A 15847-nucleotide genomic window follows, 5' to 3' on the forward strand; every position below is an offset into this window, starting at 1 on the left:
ATTTGTCGACCCACGGTCGCTCCGGTCAAACACGAATTGAAAGTTATCCACGGAGTCGTTAGATACGCGGCAACGTAAAGGATCTAGAAAAAATGCCCGAAACGATTGCCGAGGCGGTTTCCCGCCGCCGCACATTCGCAATTATTGCCCACCCGGACGCGGGCAAGACGACGCTGACCGAAAAACTGCTGCTGTTCGGCGGCGCGATCCAGCTCGCCGGTGAGGTGAAGGCGAAGAAGGACCGTATCCAGACCCGGTCCGACTGGATGAAGATCGAGCGCGAACGCGGCATCTCAGTCGTCACCTCGGTAATGACCTTCGAATATGACGGCAACGTCTTCAACATCCTCGATACGCCCGGCCACGAAGACTTCGCCGACGACACCTACCGCACGCTGACGGCGGTGGATGCCGCGGTCATGGTCCTCGACGCCGCAAAAGGCATCGAACCGCGGACGCTAAAGCTGTTCGAAGTCTGCCGCATGCGCGATATTCCGATCATCACCTTCGTCAACAAGATGGACCGTGAAAGCCGCGATCCGTTCGAGATCCTCGATGAGGTCGAGGAAAAGCTGGCGCTCGACACCGCTCCGGTCACCTGGCCGATCGGCCGTTCGAAGAGTTTTTGCGGTTCCTATAACCTGGCGGACAATACCGTCCGCGGCTCGGATACGGACGTCAAGGCGACGCCTGTCAACGGACCCCAGAGCATTGCCGACCGCCTGCCGGAAAACGAACGCGCGGCCTTCGTCGAGGAAACCGAACTGGCGATCGAGGCCTGCCGGCCGTTCGATCGCAAGGCTTTCCTCGAAGGCCACATGACGCCGGTCTTCTTCGGCTCGGCTTTGCGAAATTTCGGTGTGCGCGATCTCATCGATGCGTTGGGCGATTTCGCCCCGCCGCCGCGAGACCAGGTGGCGGACATCCGCACCGTGCACGCGACCGACGACAAGATGACGGCCTTCGTCTTCAAGATCCAGGCGAACATGGACCCGAACCATCGCGACCGTATCGCGTTTGCGCGCATCTGCTCCGGCAAGCTGGAGCGCGGCATGAAGGCGCGGCTCTCACGCACGGGCAAGCAGCTCGGGCTGACGGCGCCGCAGTTCTTCTTCGCATCCCAACGCCAGTTGGCCGATACCGCCTATGCGGGCGATGTGGTCGGCATCCCGAACCACGGCACGCTGCGCATCGGCGATACGCTGACCGAAGGCGAGCAACTGGTGTTCCAGGGCGTGCCGAACTTCTCGCCGGAAATCCTCCGCCGCGTGCGGCTGGAGGATGCCATGAAGGCGAAGAAGCTCAAGGAAGCGCTGCAGCAGATGGCGGAAGAGGGCGTCGTGCAGCTCTTCTCGCCGGAAGACGGCTCGCCAGCCATCGTCGGCGTTGTCGGCGCTCTGCAGCTCGACGTGTTGAAAGAGCGATTGCAGGGCGAATACGGCCTGCCGGTCTCCTTCGAAATGTCGCGGTTCTCGATCTGCCGCTGGATCTCGGCCGATCATCAGGCCGATCTCGACAAGTTCCTGACGGTAAAGCGCGGCGATATCGCCCGCGATCTCGATGGCGATCCGGTTTTCCTGGCGCAGGACAGCTTCTCGCTGCGCTACGAGTCGGAGCGTTTTCCAGCGATCAAGATGGTCGCGATCAAGGAATATCAGGTCGCCAAGGCGGCCTGATACCATCCCTGTGTTTTAGCCGAACTTGACCGCCGTCGTGTTGGAACCGCAGACCAGCACGCAGACGCGTTCGTCGGGGCCGGGAACATATTTGCCGGAAAGCAGGGCGGCGAAGGCCGCAGCGCCGCCGGGCTCGGCAACGATGCGGGCGCCGGACCACAGTGCCTTCTGAGCAGCGAGGATCTCGTCGTCGGTCACCAGCACCGGCGGCTGGAGGAATTTCTGGGCAACGGGGAACATCAGTTCGCCGACCTGCTTCGGCGCAAGCGAATCCGCGGCGATGCCGCCGGCCGGCGCATCCATCGGGTGACCCGCCTTGAAGGCTTCGTAAAGGGTTGGCGCACCGTCGGATTCCACCGCGACGATCTTCACCCGTCCGCGGAACCAGGAGGCGATGCCGCCGATCAGCCCGCCACCGCCGACAGCGACCAGCAGCGTCGTCATCTCCGGCAGGTCGTCCTCGATCTCCTTGCCGAGCGTGCCCTGGCCGAGCAGGGTTTCCACCTGGTCATAAGCATGGGCGGCGATTGCCCCGCTCGTCGCCACATAGGTCTGGCTCGCGGCCAATGCATCATTGTAGCGATCGCCGCCGACCACCAGTTCCGCGCCATAGGAGCGAATGAGGTCGATCTTCGCCTGCGAGGCCACGCTCGGCACGAAGATATGCGCCGGCACACCGAGCCGCATCGCCGCGTAGGCGACGGCCGCTCCATGATTGCCGCCGGACGCGGCGACGACGCCTGCCGCCGGGACATTGCGCGTCAAAAGGTTGGTGAAGGCGCCGCGAGCCTTGAACGAGCCGGAATGCTGCAGCAGCTCGAGCTTCAGGTCGACCGGCAGCGGTGCCCCGCCGAAATCCCGCATGTCGACGCGCATCACCGGCGTGCGGCGGATATGCGGACGGATGAGCGTTTCGGTTTCCGCAATACGTTCGGGCGTGACGGTATGTTCGATCGACATGATGGCCTCTTGGGAATGGAACGGCCATGGGTAGCCGCCAGGCCGCCGAAAGGAAAGTCCCTTTAGGCGCCGATCCGTTCGCTGAGAAAGTCGACGACGGCGCGCACGGCCGGAAGTTGCCCGCGTCGATGCGGCATCAGGATCGTTGTAGTGATGCTGCCGGCGGTCCAATCGGGCAACAGGCGGATCAGCCTGCCCTCGGCAAGCGCCTCGCGGCAGACGGACGTCGGCAGGCAGGTCAGGCCAAGGCCTGTCATCGTCGCCTTCATGATCACCATCGGCTCGTCGGCGGAAAGCACAGATTGAGGTGTCACCACAACCGCTTCGCCATCCTCGGAGGCCAGCTTCCAGACCGTATCCGTCGGGCCGGCAGTGACCGCCCTGTGTCCGGCGAGATCTTCCGGCTGCAAGGGCTCGCCATGGATGCGAACATAATCCGGTGAGGCGACGACGAAGAAAGAGTGCACCGCGAGCTTCTTCTGCAGAAGTGTCGAATCCGGCAGCGGCGCCTGGTGGCTGCGTACCGCGATGTCAAAACCTTCCTGAACGATATCGACGAACCGGTCGCTGACATGCAGCGAAAGATGCAGCTTCGGATAACGGGTCGAAAGCTCGGCAAGATGATCGGCGAGTACGAATTGCGCGGTTGGCACTGCGGCCGTCATCCGCACGATGCCGCTCGGTTCGCCGAGGTGGGTGCGAACGATGGTTTCCGCCATCTCCGCCTCGATCACCGATGCCTGGGCGTGCCGGAAGAAATCCCGGCCGAGGTCGGTCAGCGAGAAACTGCGGGATGTCCGCTGGATCAGCCGCACGCCAAGCCGGTCCTCGAGTTCCGCCACGCGTTTGCTGACGGTGGATTTCGGCACGCCGAGCCGGCGGCCTGCCGCGGAAAAGCCGCCATGCTCCACCGCCTGCACGAAGAAATAGAGATCGTTGAGGTTGGGCAAAGTCATTCTCAGCTTCCATATCTGTAGACTTAAAGGCGGAAAATTGGTGTCTATCGCGCCAGCGTCCACAAACTCATATTGCCGGGGCCTCAAAAATTTCAATCCAGGGAGTATAAAAATGACACCGATCCTGTTTTACGGCGTACCGGAAGGATGTTCCTTCGGCTCGATCGTCGCGCTCGAATGGACCGGCGCGCCCTATCGGCTGTGCCGCGTCGAAATGCCGGCCGTGGTTTCGAGCGAGGCTTACAAGCCGGTCAATCCGATCGGCGAAACACCGTCGCTGATGCTGCCGGATGGCCGGGTGATGAGCGAGAGCATGGCGATCCTCAACCACATCGCCGCGCGCACGGTGGGCAAGGGCTGGGGTTTCGATCCGAAGTCGGAAAAATTCGACCGGCTGAACCAGATGCTGGCTTTCCTCAATACCGCCTTTTTCAACGCCTTCGGTCCGCTCTGGCACACGGTGGAGCATGAACTCGACCCGCAGGCCAAGCAGGCGCTTCGCACCTATGGTATCGCCAAGGTCGAGAGGGCGCATGCGCAGCTCGAAACGCTCCTTGGTGGACGCGAATGGCTGCTCGGCGACGAGAAGAGCTTTGCGGATGCCTATTTCGCCGGCATCGCCCGCTGGAACGATTTCCACCAGGTCGTCGACCGGAGGCAGTTTCCGGCGCTCAATGCACTCTACGAGCGTCTGCAGCAGGACCCGGCGGTGCGGTTCGCCTGGGCCATCGAACATCAGGAAGAAGCGCAGACGAGCGGCCAGTTCCTCGGCCATGTGAGCCTCGACGAAGCGCTCGGATCTCTGAAGCAGGCTGCGTGATCGCCTATCTTCATGCGCAGTCATGGCGTCCTTGGGGCGCCATGACTGCGGTGACCTTCAGGGTTTTGAGGGGCTTACGCCGCCGTGAGATCCTTGAGGAAATCGTCGCACCAGCGCGTCACGTCGTGTTTGAGAAGATGTTCCATCATGCGGCCCCAGCGCTCCTTGCGCTCCTCGATCGGCATGTTGATGCCGCGCGCGATCGCGTTTGCCGTGCCTTCGATGTCATAGGGATTGACCAGCAGCGCCCCGCGCAGTTCCCGCGCAGCACCCGCAAAACGCGACAGCACCAGGACGCCTGGATTTTCCGGATCCTGTGCCGCGACATATTCCTTGGCGACCAGGTTCATGCCGTCGCGTAGCGGCGTGACGAGCCCGATTTTGGCGAGCCGATAAAGGCCTGCCAGAACAGGCCTGCCGATCGAGCGGTTGATATAGCGGATCGGTACCCAGTCGACCGTGCCGATCGCACCGTTCACGCGCCCCGCCTGCTCGGCCACCATCCGCTGCATCTGTTCGTATTCCGGCACTTCGGAGCGGGATTTCGGGGTGATCTGCAGGTAGGTGACGCGGTTGTGATGGGCGGGGTTGGATTTGACGAAGTGTTCGAAGGCATCGATCCGCTGGGTGATGCCCTTCGAATAATCCAGCCGGTCGACGCCGATGATCAGGTCCCGCCCTTCGATGCTCTGCTTGGCCTTGCGCACGATGACGTTGCTCGCGGCCTTCTTCGCATATTCCGCAAACATCGCCGTCTCGATGCTGATCGGGTAGTAGCCGCCCTTGAAGGTGCGCCCATAGGAGGTCAGTTTCCCGCCCTCGAGTGCGTCACCGATGCCCTCTCGCACGAGCCCGCCGACGAAATTGGCAAGGTCATGGTCTGTCTGGAATCCGACAAGATCGTAATACGACAGCCCCTTCATGATCTCCTCGTGGACAGGCATGGTGAAGAGCACGTCCGCCGGCGGCCAGGGAATGTGCAGGAAGAAGCCGATCTTGTTCTTGAGGCCCATCTGGCGCAATTCCGCAGCCAGCGGGATCAGGTGATAGTCGTGCACCCAGATGACGTCGTCGCCCTCTATGAGCGGTGCCAATTTATGGGCGATGAAGCGGTTGACGCGGAAATACCCGGCCATCTCCTTTCGTCCATATTCCGCAAGATCCATCCGGTAATGACAGATCGGCCAGAGCACCCGGTTGGCAAACCCGTGGTAATATTCCTCGACATCCGTCTTGGTGAGATCGGTGAGCGCATAGGTGATGTTGCCGTGCTGCTGCATGTCGAGCGGCGCCGGCTCCTTCGCGCCGCTGGATTTGCCGGACCATCCCATCCAGATGCCGCCGTGCTCCTCCAGAGCGGCCTGCAGCGCGACAGCCAGCCCGCCGGCTGGAGCATCGCCGCTCTTCTGCGGCAGGGAGACACGGTTCGAAACGACGACAAGTCGGCTCAAGATATTGTCCTTTCAGCTCACGCGGCGTCGGGCTTGACGCCACTCGCGAGCGCTTTGATTGCCGCGCGCAAGGCAGCGGCCGAGGGGAGGGTGGATTTGGCTTCCGTGTCACCCGGCGTCTCGGTGATGCGGATGGAATGGCCGCCGAGTTGGTTGGCGGTGCGGAACATCGCCTCGTCGGTCACGTCGTCGCCGATCGCGATCGGCTTGCGGCCCTTGAAGGGCGGTTGATCGAGAAAGGCCTGCAATGCGTGGCCCTTGCTCGCCTGGGCCGGCCTGATCTCCATCACCATCTTGCCGTGCTGGAGCGTGAAGTCGGGTCCTGCCATATCGAGGTAGCGGGGCATGGCCGCCTCGACCGCCTCGCGTTGCTTCGGCGCCTGGCGATAATGGGCGGCGACGGCCGCCCCCTTGTCCTCCACCAGAACGCCCGGCCACTGATGGGCTTCGCGGACAAGAGCCGCCTTCAGATCCTCGAACGCGGCACCGATCTCGACACGGCTGATCGCCCCGGAGGGATCGCGGCGCTCGGAGCCGTGCAGGCCAGCGATCGGGAATTTATACGGGGTGAAAAGCTGGTCGGCATAGGGAAGAGCCCGGCCTGTGACCAGCGCCAGCGCGCCGCCGAGCCTCATGGAAAGACGATGCAGGTTCTCGGGCAGATCCGGCGGCACGACGATCGCGTCCGGGGTCTCGGCAAGCTCAATCAGCGTGCCGTCGATATCGAGAAACAGCGCCCATCGCTCCGGTTCGAGCATCAGCCTGGCGAGAACGGGATCCCCCGGAAGGGGCGCTTCTGCAGTAGCTGGGCTCGGCTGTTCTTTACGCGACATGAGCCTCTATCTAGGCCGCCAAACTCCGGCGGCAACCTCGAAAGATCACGCTCTGTCGCAAAAAGTGATACATTCTTTAGCAAGAAGCTGGCATGTAACCATTGAATTCATGTTTCATTAAGCCTTTGTAGAGACCCTGAAATTCCTGGATTTTCAGGCCGCGGACGGGCGGCAACGTCGGAGCAGAAATACTCATGTGTCGTTGGGCAGCCTATCGCGGCGAACCTCTTTATCTCGAAGAACTCGTATCCTCACCGGCGCATTCCCTGATCGAGCAGTCTCATTGCGCCACCCGCGCCAAGACCGCGACGAATGGTGATGGTTTCGGAATTGCCTGGTATGGAGACCGGCCGGAACCGGGCCGTTACCGCGACATCCTGCCTGCCTGGTCCGATTGCAATCTGAAGAGCCTGGCGCGGCAGATCCGTTCGCCGCTCTTCCTCGCCCATGTGCGGGCGGCAACCAATGGCGCGACGCGGCGCGACAATTGCCACCCTTTCGTCCAGGGCCACTGGTCGTTCATGCACAATGGCCAGATCTCCGGCTTCGAGCGCATCCGCCGGCATATGGAGGGCATGCTTTCGGACGCGCTGTTCGAAGCCCGTAACGGCACGACCGATTCCGAGCTTCTCTTCCTGCTCGCCCTGCAATTTGGCCTGGATACCGATCCGTTCCAGGCCATGGAAAAGGCGATCGCCACGGTCGAGGACCTGTCTCTGGAAAAATCGGGCGAGGCGTTGGTGCGCTTCACCGCCGCCTATTCCAACGGCCGCGAACTTTATGCGGTGCGTTACGCTACCGACCATAAACCGCCGACGCTCTACGCGGCACCGATGGGCGGCAAGACGGGTTATTGCCTTGTTTCCGAGCCGCTCAACGATGAAGTCGATACCTGGGTGGAAATCCCGGACGGCAGCGCCGTCGTGGTTGGTGCCGATGGCCTGCAGGCCACGCTCTTCCGGCCGAAGGCGCTCTCGGAAGCGGCTTGAGATCTACCCGAGCTTCGAGGCGATCAGCGTAGCGAGACGCTCCGCCACCTCGTCCTTGTCAAACTCGGGCCATTCATCGACACCCTTGGCGCTGATGATCTTCACCCGGTTGCGGGTGCCGCCCATGATGCCGGTTTCCGGCGACACGTCGTTGGCAACGATCAGGTCGGCGCCCTTGCGCTCCAGCTTGGAGCGGCCGTTCTTCTCGACATCCTGGGTCTCTGCGGCAAAGCCGACCACCAGCTTCGGCCGCTTTTCGTGATGACCCACGGTCTTCAGGATGTCCGGGTTTTCGGTCAGCAACAGGGGAGGCGGGGCCTCGCCCGGCTGCTTCTTGATCTTCTGGCCGGCCGACGAGGCGACGCGCCAGTCGGCAACGGCCGCGACCATGACCGCGATATCGGCTGGCAGGCGCGACATCACCGCCTCCAGCATCTCCTCGGCGCGTTCCACATGTACGGTCTTGACGCCGACAGGATCAGGTATGGTGACCGGTCCGGAGACGAGCGTCACATCTGCGCCGAGCTTTGCGAGTGCCGCGGCGATCGCATGGCCCTGGCGGCCGGAGGAGCGGTTGGCGATATAACGCACCGGGTCGATCGGCTCGTGCGTCGGGCCGGATGTGACGATCGCCTTTTTGCCGGTCAGCGGTTTCGGTGCGCCGTCCAGCAGTTTGACCGCTGCCGCGACGATTTCCAGCGGCTCGGCCATGCGGCCGGTGCCGCTCTCGTTGCTTTCGGCCATCTCACCGGCCATAGGGCCTATGAAATGGATACCATCTGCCGTCAGCGTTTCAACATTGCGCCTGGTCGCGGGCGCTGCCCACATCTTCGGGTTCATGGCGGGTGCGACCAGGACCGGGCGGTCGGTGGCAAGCAGCACGGCGCTCGCCAGATCGTCGGCCAGGCCATGCGCCATCTTGGCCATCAGGTCGGCGCTGGCGGGTGCGACGATCACAAGATCGTTGTCGCGGGCGAGCCTGATATGGCCGACATCCTGCTCGTCCTCGCGGGAAAACAGATCGATATAGACGTGGCTGGCGGATAACGCGCCGACCGCGAGCGATGTGATGAATTCCTGGGCCGCCTTGGTCATGATCGGACGAACCGATGCGCCCCGCTCGCGAAGCCGGCGGATGAGATCGAGGCTTTTATAGGCCGCGATGCCGCCGGAGATGATCAGAAGAATACGCTTGCCGGAGAGTTCCATGCCGTTACCCGATACCAGAATGGCCGGAAGCTAAGCTTTCGGTCGCCAAGTTGCAATTGCCTTCCCCATTTGACGGCGTCACGGAACAGTTGCAGCCGATGGGAGTTCAACGGCAAAGGAGAGCCGTCATGAAAAAGAAGATCGTTCCGAAGAAGGTCGCGGGGTTCAAGGTGCCGAAATCCGTGCGCAAGTCGTCACTGCTGCGCAACATGCTGGCAAGCCGCACCGGTCGGCAGATGCTGGCGAGAGCCCTCGTCGCCGGCGCCAATGCCGCCGCCGCCGTCCTGACCGACGAGCGGGCCGATGTCCGCAAGCCCGGCAAGATAAGCGGCCGCAGACGCGCCCTTGCCGCAAGCGTTGCAGGAGAGGCGATCGAGAGCGCAACGGCAGCAGCGATCGACGTCGTCACCAGCCCGACGCGCTCTCTCTTCAAGGCAAGCGCAAAGGCGAAGGAGGGCCGGATTTTCCCGGAACCGGTCACGCACTGACGCGAAGGCGGTTTGGACATCTTGCGCTAGATTCTGGACTGCACTACTCCTGTTTGCGGCCGGATGCGGCCAGCCGCCCGCGGCGCCTCAAGCGCTAAGGTGAACGCATCCACCGCCTCTCATCCTTTGCCAATCCGGCCAGCGATGACGAACGGATCAGCAATGCGGGCGCTGATTGATGAGCCCAAAAGGCTTTCGTTCGTCCGTTGAAAGGATGATGAGATGCGCGATTTCCGCGATGCAAAACTGATGGCGAAAAGCCTGCGCGAGGCGCTTGCCGAACGTAAGGTCGAGCTGACGCATAGCCAGGCCCTGGAACTGGTTGCGACGCAGTTCGGCTACGACAACTGGAATATCCTTGCTGCAAAGATCGACGCGTCAGAGCCGCAGCAGAGGAAGCCGGATGCGGTGTCGATCCAGCCGGCGATCCCGATCTTCCGGATATTCTCCGTCGACAAGGCGATGGAATTCTACCGCGATTTCTTAGGCTTTACCGTGGACTGGGAGCATCGCTTCGGCGAAAACTTCCCGCTTTATTGCCAGATCTCGCGAAGCGGCATGCTGATGCACCTCTCCGAACATGCGGGCGACGCGTCACCGGGAGCCAGGGTCTTCGTGCCGATGACGGGTGTGCGCGCCTTTCAGCAGGAACTGATCGGCAGGAACTATCAGTACATGAAGCCAGGGCTCGAACAGGCGGATTGGGGCCTGGAAGTGACGGTCACCGACCCGTTCAGCAACCGCATCACCTTCTGCGAGCGGGAGATCAAGCCCCAAGCCTGACCTGGCCCCTCAAGGCTCAACGGGACGCTAGATCTTCTTCCTCGCCGTCGCGAGCGGCTCGGTCGTCAGCTTGAAATCCGTCATTTCCTTCGGTGTCAGATAATAGAGCCGGTCCGGCGGCGTTTCGAGCGCATGGATCCAAAGGCCCGCGCCAATTCCCATCTGGTCGAGATGCCGTGCGACCCGCGCGGTGGTCGCCTGCGCGGCGGACATCGCCTGTTCCGCCGACGGTCGGTCTTTGCTTCCATTGAACACCTGGTGCACGCCGATCACCGCATCCTTCTCCGCCAAACGCCCGACGCCGCCGGCAAATACGATCGGGCAGGAAGAGGCGCAGAGCGCTTTCGAAGCGACCTTCGTGTCGAGCTTCCTGTCGCGGATCAGCTTCGACATGGCGAGGGCATCGTCCACCGAGCCGCCGGGGGAGTTGAGCGTCACCGTCTTCACATATTCCCCGCGGGTCTCGATCTCCTTGGAGAAGCGGGCGGCGGCGCCCCGGTCGATCGTCCCTTCGGCGAGCAGCACGCCGCCTGTGATGAGCTCGAAGGTGATCGGCTTTCTCAGCACTTCCTTGGGGCTGGCCGGCTGCACCGGCGGTGCGGCGGGCACGCCTTCGGTCAAGGCAGGTGGCAGTACGGGCTGGTCTTCGTGCATCGGATCGAAGCCGGGCAAGGCGGCGTTCATCATCGTCATGTCGCGAATATCGACGACGAGGAAAACCGCGGCGGCCGAGAGCAGGATATAGAAGGCGGCGCGCATCAGCACGCCTTCGTCGAGTTTGCTGATCGCCTCACCGATCCTCATGCGTCCGGTCCCGACTGCGCGACTTGAGGTCGATGGCGGTGATGTTGTTCGGCTCGGTCTCCGGCGACGATTCCGGATTTGCCGTTGGTGTTTCGCTCTTCGCGTCTGCTTTGGAAACGGCCTGTTCGATGGTGACGCCGCTGGCGGTAACGGCGCGCTGCACCTCCAGCGCCCTGAGAAGTTCGGCCGCCGTGATCCGTTCCGCGAAGGGTAGGTTTTCTTCCTGGCGGCGGATAGCGCCATGCACGACGGCCAGGATGAACACCATCACACCAGGCAGCAGGTCGATGGAAATAGCGCCGGCCCAGGCGGGAATGAAGTCCTGCGCATAACTCAGCACGGCTTCGGCGGAGGAGAGCGGCACGAAACGACGCTCCTGCACGGGCGGCCGGGCGAGGATTTCGTCGGCAGCCTTGGCAAGCGCCTTGGATTGCGCGGTGACCGAGGTGCGGACGGTGTCCATCACCTGGTTTTGCCGGTTGACGAGATCGGCAGCGCCGCCATCCGGGACCGGCGCAATGAAGCCGAGCGACAGGTCGTCAGCCGCGCGGCGGATCGATGGTGCGATCGAGGTCTGGGCGAGCGAGGTAATGACGCCGGTCAGTGCCACGGCTTCGGTCGAAAACTGGTCGGCACGCGGCTCGATCGTGCCCGGGGCGGAAACCAGCGAACGCATAGTCTCAAGCCGTTTCTGCCCTTGGGCGAAGAGGCCGTCCACCTGCTCGCGCGAGGCGTTGATGCTGACTGACAGCGACTTCATCTGCGCCGACATCTGGCTGAGGAGCTGTACGACGCTTCCCGATCCGGTCGTGCCGGTGAGCGAACCAGACTGGCGCTCGACGCCCGCAAGCTGGGCGAAACGTTCGGACGCGCGCTGGATATCCGGCAACAGGTTTTGCGCCGCGAGCGCATTCTGGTGGGCGCGGTCGAGATCCGCGGTATAGTCCTCGACCGTCTCGGAAAGATGCTGTTCCACGGCTGCGGAGCCGGCAAGCGCCGCCGCGTTCAGCCAACTCGACATGGCAAGGATCATCGCAGCACCCACCGCCATGACGCCGAGCATGGCGGTGCGGCCGCCACGGCTCGTCACATGCGGGTAGAACCGGGCCATATAGGACCAGAAGGCATAGATGCCGACCGAGACCGAGGCGGAGTAGATGACCGCTGCAAAGAACACGGCCGTCGGCGACCCGTCGAGAATGCTGCGTGCCCCGAGATAGGTGTAGACTCCGGAAGCGAGCGCCAGGACGGCAAGCGCGAAACGGGTCATCGTCTCGACGGCCGCGACGCCGTCATGCAAGCGTTGAGTTGCGCCTAGCGCCATGAACTGTCTCCGAAAGGCGAATTCCAAAAGGAATGTATTCCTTAACAGAGGATGAGAACTCGGCGGAATAAAGGCCGCTTTGGAGTTGCACTATGGCAAAAACCCTTGTGGAGCAGGGTTTTTGCATCACTACGTGGCCCGGCAAAGCTCAGCTGAGCGTGAAGGCAATATAAAGCAGCGACAGCGCGATGATCCACAGCGCGACGCGTCCCGAACGATTGTGTCGCGCCTCCGACTTGCCGATGGCCTCTGTGGTCTCAGGATCGAAGCGCAGGCCGTGCTCGCTCATATAGACGAGTTCCTGGTGTAGCGTCTCCGTCTTGGCGGCGATCTCCGGCAGGGCTTCGGCGAGCTTGACGGCGGCTTTCACCCCGTCGCGCAGGTCCGAGACGATGCGTTTCGGCCCGAGATTGTCGCGGATCCATTGGCCGACGACCGGTTCTGAAGCCTTCCACATGTTAAAGCGCGGATCGAGCATGCGCGACACGCCTTCGACCACCACCATGGTCTTCTGCAGCAGGATCAGTTCGGTACGGGTCTGCATCTCGAACAGGTCGGTCACTTCGAAGAGCAGCGCCAGGAGCCGCGCCATCGAGATCGTTTCGGCCGGCTGGCCGTGGATCGGTTCGCCGATTGCGCGGATCGCCTGGGCGAAGCTCGCCACGTCGTGATGGGCGGGTACATAGCCCGCTTCGAAATGCACTTCCGCGACGCGCAGATAGTCGCGGGTGATGAAGCCGTAGAGGATTTCGGCGAGGAAGCGACGCTCTTTTTTGCCCAATCGCCCGACAATGCCCATGTCGACGGCGACGACCGTGCCGGCGGTGTCGACGAACAGATTGCCGGGATGCATGTCCGCATGGAAAAAGCCGTCCCGCAGCGTGTGGCGCAGGAAGGACTGGATCAGCACCTCGGCGAGCTTTTCGAGATTGTGGCCGGCGGCGCGAAGAGCCGCAACATCCGACATCTTGACGCCGTCGATCCATTCCATGGTGATAACGTCGCGGCCGGTGCGTTCCCAGTCGACCAACGGCACTCGGAACCCGGGATCCTCCTTGGTATTCTCGGCAATCTCCGAAAGCGCCGCGGCCTCCAGACGCAGGTCCATTTCCACCTTGGTGGTCTGTTCGAGCGTCCGCGTCACCTCGATGGGCCTTAAGCGCCGGCTGGAGCGCATGAAGCGTTCCTGCATACGCGCCAGGAGATACATGCTTTCGATGTCATGGGCGAAGCGCTGGCGCACGCCCGGGCGCACCACCTTGATGGCCACTTTCCTGTCATTGACGACGCCGGGATGGACCTGGGCGATCGAGGCCGCGGCGATCGGCTCGTCGAAGGAAGAATAGAGATCGCCGATCGTTCGGCCGAGCGATGCCTCGACCGCCGCCTTCGCAATCGCGGTCGGGAAGAAGGCCATCCGGTCCTGCAGCATGGCGAGATCGACGGCCCAGTCGACACCGACGACATCCGGACGGGTCGCCAGGAACTGGCCGATCTTGACATAGGAAGGCCCCAGCCGGTCGACGGCGCGGGTCAGCCGCTCGCTGCGCGCCTGCGTTTTGGAGCGGAACCGCGCCAAGGGCTCCACCAGAGCCTTGATGAGGCCGACGGAGGGCGGCATGTCCTGGGTCGGCAGTGCCGATACCACGCCCTCGCGCACCAGAACCCAGCCGACGCGGGCAAGCCGGAAATAAGCGCCGATCGTGCTCATGCGTTCAGAGTTTCCAGCCGGAATGCAGCGCCGCGATGCCGCCGGTATAATTGGTGTAGGTGACGCGCGAAAACCCCGCATTGCGGATCATCGCGGCGAAATTCTCCTGGTTCGGAAATTTCCGGATCGATTCCACCAGATATTGATAGGGTTCGGCATCGCCGGTAATCATCTTTCCGAAGCGCGGGATCGCCTTGAACGACCATTCCTCGTAGAAGCGCTCGAGAAGCGGCATCTCGACTTCTGAAAATTCCAGCACCAGCAGCCGTCCGCCGCGCTTCAGCACGCGATAGGCCTCCTTCAGCGCCACGTCGATATGCGGCACGTTGCGGATGCCGAAGGCGATCGTGTAGGCGTCGAAGGAGTTAGCCTCGAAGGGCAGGGACTCAGCGTTGGCCTCGACGAAGGCGAGGTTTTCGGAAAGACGTTTCTTCTCAGCGCGCTCGGCCCCGACAGCCAGCATCGAGCCGTTGATGTCGAGCACGGTCACATGCGCCTTGCGGTCGGAAGCCTCCACGATGCGGAAAGCGATATCGCCCGTGCCGCCTGCCACGTCCAGGGTTTTATAGCCGACGTCCTTTCTCGGATTGAGCGAGGCGATCAGCGCATCCTTCCAGACACGGTGCATGCCGGCCGACATCACGTCGTTCATCACGTCGTAGCGTTTGGCGACCTTATGGAAGACGTCGTTGACGAGACCCTGCTTCTCGCCGTCGGCGACCTTGCGGAAGCCATAGGACGTTTCCATCCCGCCGTCGGCGCTGGTACGAGCTTCAGTCATCGGTGAACTCCTAACGTCTCTCTTCTGGTCGGCGACCATAGCGAAATCGCTCATCCCACGCTATCTGTGGCGCGTGTCATTACATGGGTGCGACATCCGGTCCGGTCTATAGACCAGGCGCGATGTCGTTGAAACAGGAAGTTAGTCGATCATGCCCGAATTGCCAGAGGTGGAAACCGTCCGGCGCGGTCTCGCCCCGGCAATGGAAGGTGCGGTGATCGCCAGGCTGGAACTCAACCGTCCGGACCTGCGCTTTCCGCTTCCGGAGAATTTCGCCAATGCCGTCAACGAACGCCGCATTGTCTCGCTCGGCAGGCGCGCCAAATACCTGCTGATCGACCTGGAGGACGATCTCACCGTGATCAGCCATCTCGGCATGTCGGGATCGTTTCGGATCGAGAACGATGCGCTCGCCGAGTTCCACCATCAGCGTTCGAAAGATCAGAAACACGATCATGTCGTCTTCCATCTGAGACAGAATGAAGGCCTGCTGCGCGTCATCTATAATGACCCGCGCCGCTTCGGCTTCATGCAGCTGTGGAAGCGCAGCGAGCTCGATCTTTATCCGGCCTTTGCCGAGCTCGGGCCGGAGCCGACCGGCAATGCGCTAGATGCGGACTATCTGGCGACAAGGTTGGCAGGCAAGAGCCAGCCGCTCAAGGGCGCGCTCCTCGACCAGACGGTGATCGCCGGCCTCGGCAATATCTATGTCTGCGAGGCGCTGTGGCGCGCGCATCTGTCGCCGAAACGCGCGGCCGGCAGTGTCGTTACCAAGACCGGCAGGCCGAACAAGGAGCTGGTCCTCCTCAACCAGTCGATCCGCGACGTCATCGCCGATGCGATCGCCGCCGGAGGTTCGTCGCTGCGGGACCATATCCAGACGGATGGTTCTCTCGGTTATTTCCAGCACTCCTTCTCCGTCTACGACCGGGAAGGCGGCGCTTGCCGCACGCCGGGCTGCGGCGGTACCGTCGCGCGCATCACCCAGGCGGGCCGCTCCACATTCTATTGCCCGGCCTGCCAAAAATAACCGCTGCCCAGAGAAATAGAGCAGAAGAGGAG

At 62.5% G+C, this 15847-nt stretch carries 15 protein-coding genes; 6 read left to right on the forward strand and 9 right to left on the reverse strand.

The genetic code is table 11. The features are described from left to right. Positions 1 to 92: 92 nt before the first annotated feature. Positions 93 to 1676, forward strand: coding sequence for a peptide chain release factor 3 (locus ACZ9IU_RS02320; protein WP_038548546.1), 1584 nt, complete (start codon positions 93 to 95; stop codon positions 1674 to 1676). A gap of 15 nt (positions 1677 to 1691) precedes the next feature. On the opposite strand, the gene ACZ9IU_RS02325 is transcribed toward ACZ9IU_RS02320, so the two are convergent. Then, entirely contained in the window at positions 1692 to 2636 is a 945-nt protein-coding gene (locus ACZ9IU_RS02325) for a threonine/serine dehydratase (RefSeq protein WP_038548549.1), read from the reverse strand. A 62-nt stretch (positions 2637 to 2698) separates the two neighbouring features. Beyond that, positions 2699 to 3592, reverse strand: a complete 894-nt coding sequence (locus ACZ9IU_RS02330; protein ID WP_038548552.1) for a LysR substrate-binding domain-containing protein — start codon at positions 3590 to 3592, stop codon at positions 2699 to 2701. A 112-nt stretch (positions 3593 to 3704) separates the two neighbouring features. Between ACZ9IU_RS02330 and ACZ9IU_RS02335 the strand changes: the two genes are divergently transcribed. Continuing rightward, positions 3705 to 4412 carry a glutathione S-transferase family protein gene (locus ACZ9IU_RS02335; protein ID WP_038548555.1) on the forward strand — a complete coding sequence of 236 codons (708 nt, stop codon included), beginning with the start codon at positions 3705 to 3707 and terminating at the stop codon, positions 4410 to 4412. 74 nt (positions 4413 to 4486) lie between these two features. Here the strand turns inward: ACZ9IU_RS02335 and otsA are convergent, their stop codons facing one another. Together otsA and otsB are read right to left on the reverse strand one after the other, a co-directional pair. Further along, positions 4487 to 5863, reverse strand: a complete 1377-nt coding sequence (gene otsA, locus ACZ9IU_RS02340) for an alpha,alpha-trehalose-phosphate synthase (UDP-forming) (protein ID WP_038548558.1) — start codon at positions 5861 to 5863, stop codon at positions 4487 to 4489. A gap of 17 nt (positions 5864 to 5880) precedes the next feature. Continuing rightward, positions 5881 to 6696, reverse strand: a complete 816-nt coding sequence (gene otsB / locus ACZ9IU_RS02345) for a trehalose-phosphatase (protein ID WP_038548561.1) — start codon at positions 6694 to 6696, stop codon at positions 5881 to 5883. A 194-nt stretch (positions 6697 to 6890) separates the two neighbouring features. Between otsB and ACZ9IU_RS02350 the strand changes: the two genes are divergently transcribed. After that, a complete protein-coding gene (locus tag ACZ9IU_RS02350) occupies positions 6891 to 7685 on the forward strand; it encodes a class II glutamine amidotransferase (protein WP_038548565.1) in 795 nt (264 codons plus the stop codon). 3 nt (positions 7686 to 7688) lie between these two features. Here the strand turns inward: ACZ9IU_RS02350 and coaBC are convergent, their stop codons facing one another. Continuing rightward, positions 7689 to 8894: a bifunctional phosphopantothenoylcysteine decarboxylase/phosphopantothenate--cysteine ligase CoaBC gene (gene coaBC / locus ACZ9IU_RS02355; RefSeq protein WP_038548567.1), complete on the reverse strand. Its 1206-nt coding sequence runs from the start codon at positions 8892 to 8894 to the stop codon at positions 7689 to 7691. Positions 8895 to 9022: 128 nt separating this feature from the next. On the opposite strand from coaBC, the gene ACZ9IU_RS02360 reads away from it, so the two are divergent. Then, on the forward strand, positions 9023 to 9382 hold the full coding sequence (locus tag ACZ9IU_RS02360) for a hypothetical protein (protein WP_038548570.1): 360 nt from the start codon (positions 9023 to 9025) through the stop codon (positions 9380 to 9382). 222 nt (positions 9383 to 9604) lie between these two features. Beyond that, positions 9605 to 10165, forward strand: coding sequence for a glyoxalase superfamily protein (locus ACZ9IU_RS02365; RefSeq protein WP_038548573.1), 561 nt, complete (start codon positions 9605 to 9607; stop codon positions 10163 to 10165). A gap of 27 nt (positions 10166 to 10192) precedes the next feature. Here the strand turns inward: ACZ9IU_RS02365 and ACZ9IU_RS02370 are convergent, their stop codons facing one another. From ACZ9IU_RS02370 to ubiE, 4 genes are all read right to left on the reverse strand, one after another. Beyond that, positions 10193 to 10969, reverse strand: a complete 777-nt coding sequence (locus tag ACZ9IU_RS02370; RefSeq protein ID WP_038548576.1) for a COG3904 family protein — start codon at positions 10967 to 10969, stop codon at positions 10193 to 10195. Next, entirely contained in the window at positions 10956 to 12293 is a 1338-nt protein-coding gene (locus tag ACZ9IU_RS02375) for a hypothetical protein (RefSeq protein WP_038548579.1), read from the reverse strand. The genes ACZ9IU_RS02370 and ACZ9IU_RS02375 overlap by 14 nt, the downstream gene beginning before the upstream one ends. Positions 12294 to 12441: 148 nt before the next feature. Continuing rightward, positions 12442 to 14004, reverse strand: coding sequence for a 2-polyprenylphenol 6-hydroxylase (gene ubiB / locus ACZ9IU_RS02380; RefSeq protein WP_038548582.1), 1563 nt, complete (start codon positions 14002 to 14004; stop codon positions 12442 to 12444). 4 nt (positions 14005 to 14008) lie between these two features. Beyond that, positions 14009 to 14785 (reverse strand): bifunctional demethylmenaquinone methyltransferase/2-methoxy-6-polyprenyl-1,4-benzoquinol methylase UbiE, encoded by a 777-nt coding sequence (gene ubiE / locus ACZ9IU_RS02385; protein WP_038548585.1) that lies wholly within the window; start codon positions 14783 to 14785, stop codon positions 14009 to 14011. 151 nt (positions 14786 to 14936) lie between these two features. Here ubiE and mutM point away from each other — a divergent pair, with 151 nt between their 5' ends. Next, positions 14937 to 15815: a bifunctional DNA-formamidopyrimidine glycosylase/DNA-(apurinic or apyrimidinic site) lyase gene (mutM, locus tag ACZ9IU_RS02390; protein WP_038548588.1), complete on the forward strand. Its 879-nt coding sequence runs from the start codon at positions 14937 to 14939 to the stop codon at positions 15813 to 15815. Positions 15816 to 15847: the final 32 nt, after the last annotated feature.

This window comes from Mesorhizobium sp. USDA 4132 (assembly GCF_056279545.1).

What these genes read in the sequence shown, in the direction of transcription:
- ACZ9IU_RS02320 (WP_038548546.1), top strand. Translation starts at nt 93, where the DNA reads ATGCCCGAAACGATTGCCGAGGCGGTTTCCCGCCGCCGCACATTCGCA.
- ACZ9IU_RS02325 (WP_038548549.1), bottom strand. Translation starts at nt 2,636, where the DNA reads ATGTCGATCGAACATACCGTCACGCCCGAACGTATTGCGGAAACCGAA.
- ACZ9IU_RS02330 (WP_038548552.1), bottom strand. Translation starts at nt 3,592, where the DNA reads ATGACTTTGCCCAACCTCAACGATCTCTATTTCTTCGTGCAGGCGGTG.
- ACZ9IU_RS02335 (WP_038548555.1), top strand. Translation starts at nt 3,705, where the DNA reads ATGACACCGATCCTGTTTTACGGCGTACCGGAAGGATGTTCCTTCGGC.
- otsB (WP_038548561.1), bottom strand. Translation starts at nt 6,696, where the DNA reads ATGTCGCGTAAAGAACAGCCGAGCCCAGCTACTGCAGAAGCGCCCCTT.
- ACZ9IU_RS02350 (WP_038548565.1), top strand. Translation starts at nt 6,891, where the DNA reads ATGTGTCGTTGGGCAGCCTATCGCGGCGAACCTCTTTATCTCGAAGAA.
- coaBC (WP_038548567.1), bottom strand. Translation starts at nt 8,894, where the DNA reads ATGGAACTCTCCGGCAAGCGTATTCTTCTGATCATCTCCGGCGGCATC.
- ACZ9IU_RS02360 (WP_038548570.1), top strand. Translation starts at nt 9,023, where the DNA reads ATGAAAAAGAAGATCGTTCCGAAGAAGGTCGCGGGGTTCAAGGTGCCG.
- ACZ9IU_RS02365 (WP_038548573.1), top strand. Translation starts at nt 9,605, where the DNA reads ATGCGCGATTTCCGCGATGCAAAACTGATGGCGAAAAGCCTGCGCGAG.
- ACZ9IU_RS02370 (WP_038548576.1), bottom strand. Translation starts at nt 10,969, where the DNA reads ATGAGGATCGGTGAGGCGATCAGCAAACTCGACGAAGGCGTGCTGATG.
- ACZ9IU_RS02375 (WP_038548579.1), bottom strand. Translation starts at nt 12,293, where the DNA reads ATGGCGCTAGGCGCAACTCAACGCTTGCATGACGGCGTCGCGGCCGTC.
- ubiB (WP_038548582.1), bottom strand. Translation starts at nt 14,004, where the DNA reads ATGAGCACGATCGGCGCTTATTTCCGGCTTGCCCGCGTCGGCTGGGTT.
- ubiE (WP_038548585.1), bottom strand. Translation starts at nt 14,785, where the DNA reads ATGACTGAAGCTCGTACCAGCGCCGACGGCGGGATGGAAACGTCCTAT.
- mutM (WP_038548588.1), top strand. Translation starts at nt 14,937, where the DNA reads ATGCCCGAATTGCCAGAGGTGGAAACCGTCCGGCGCGGTCTCGCCCCG.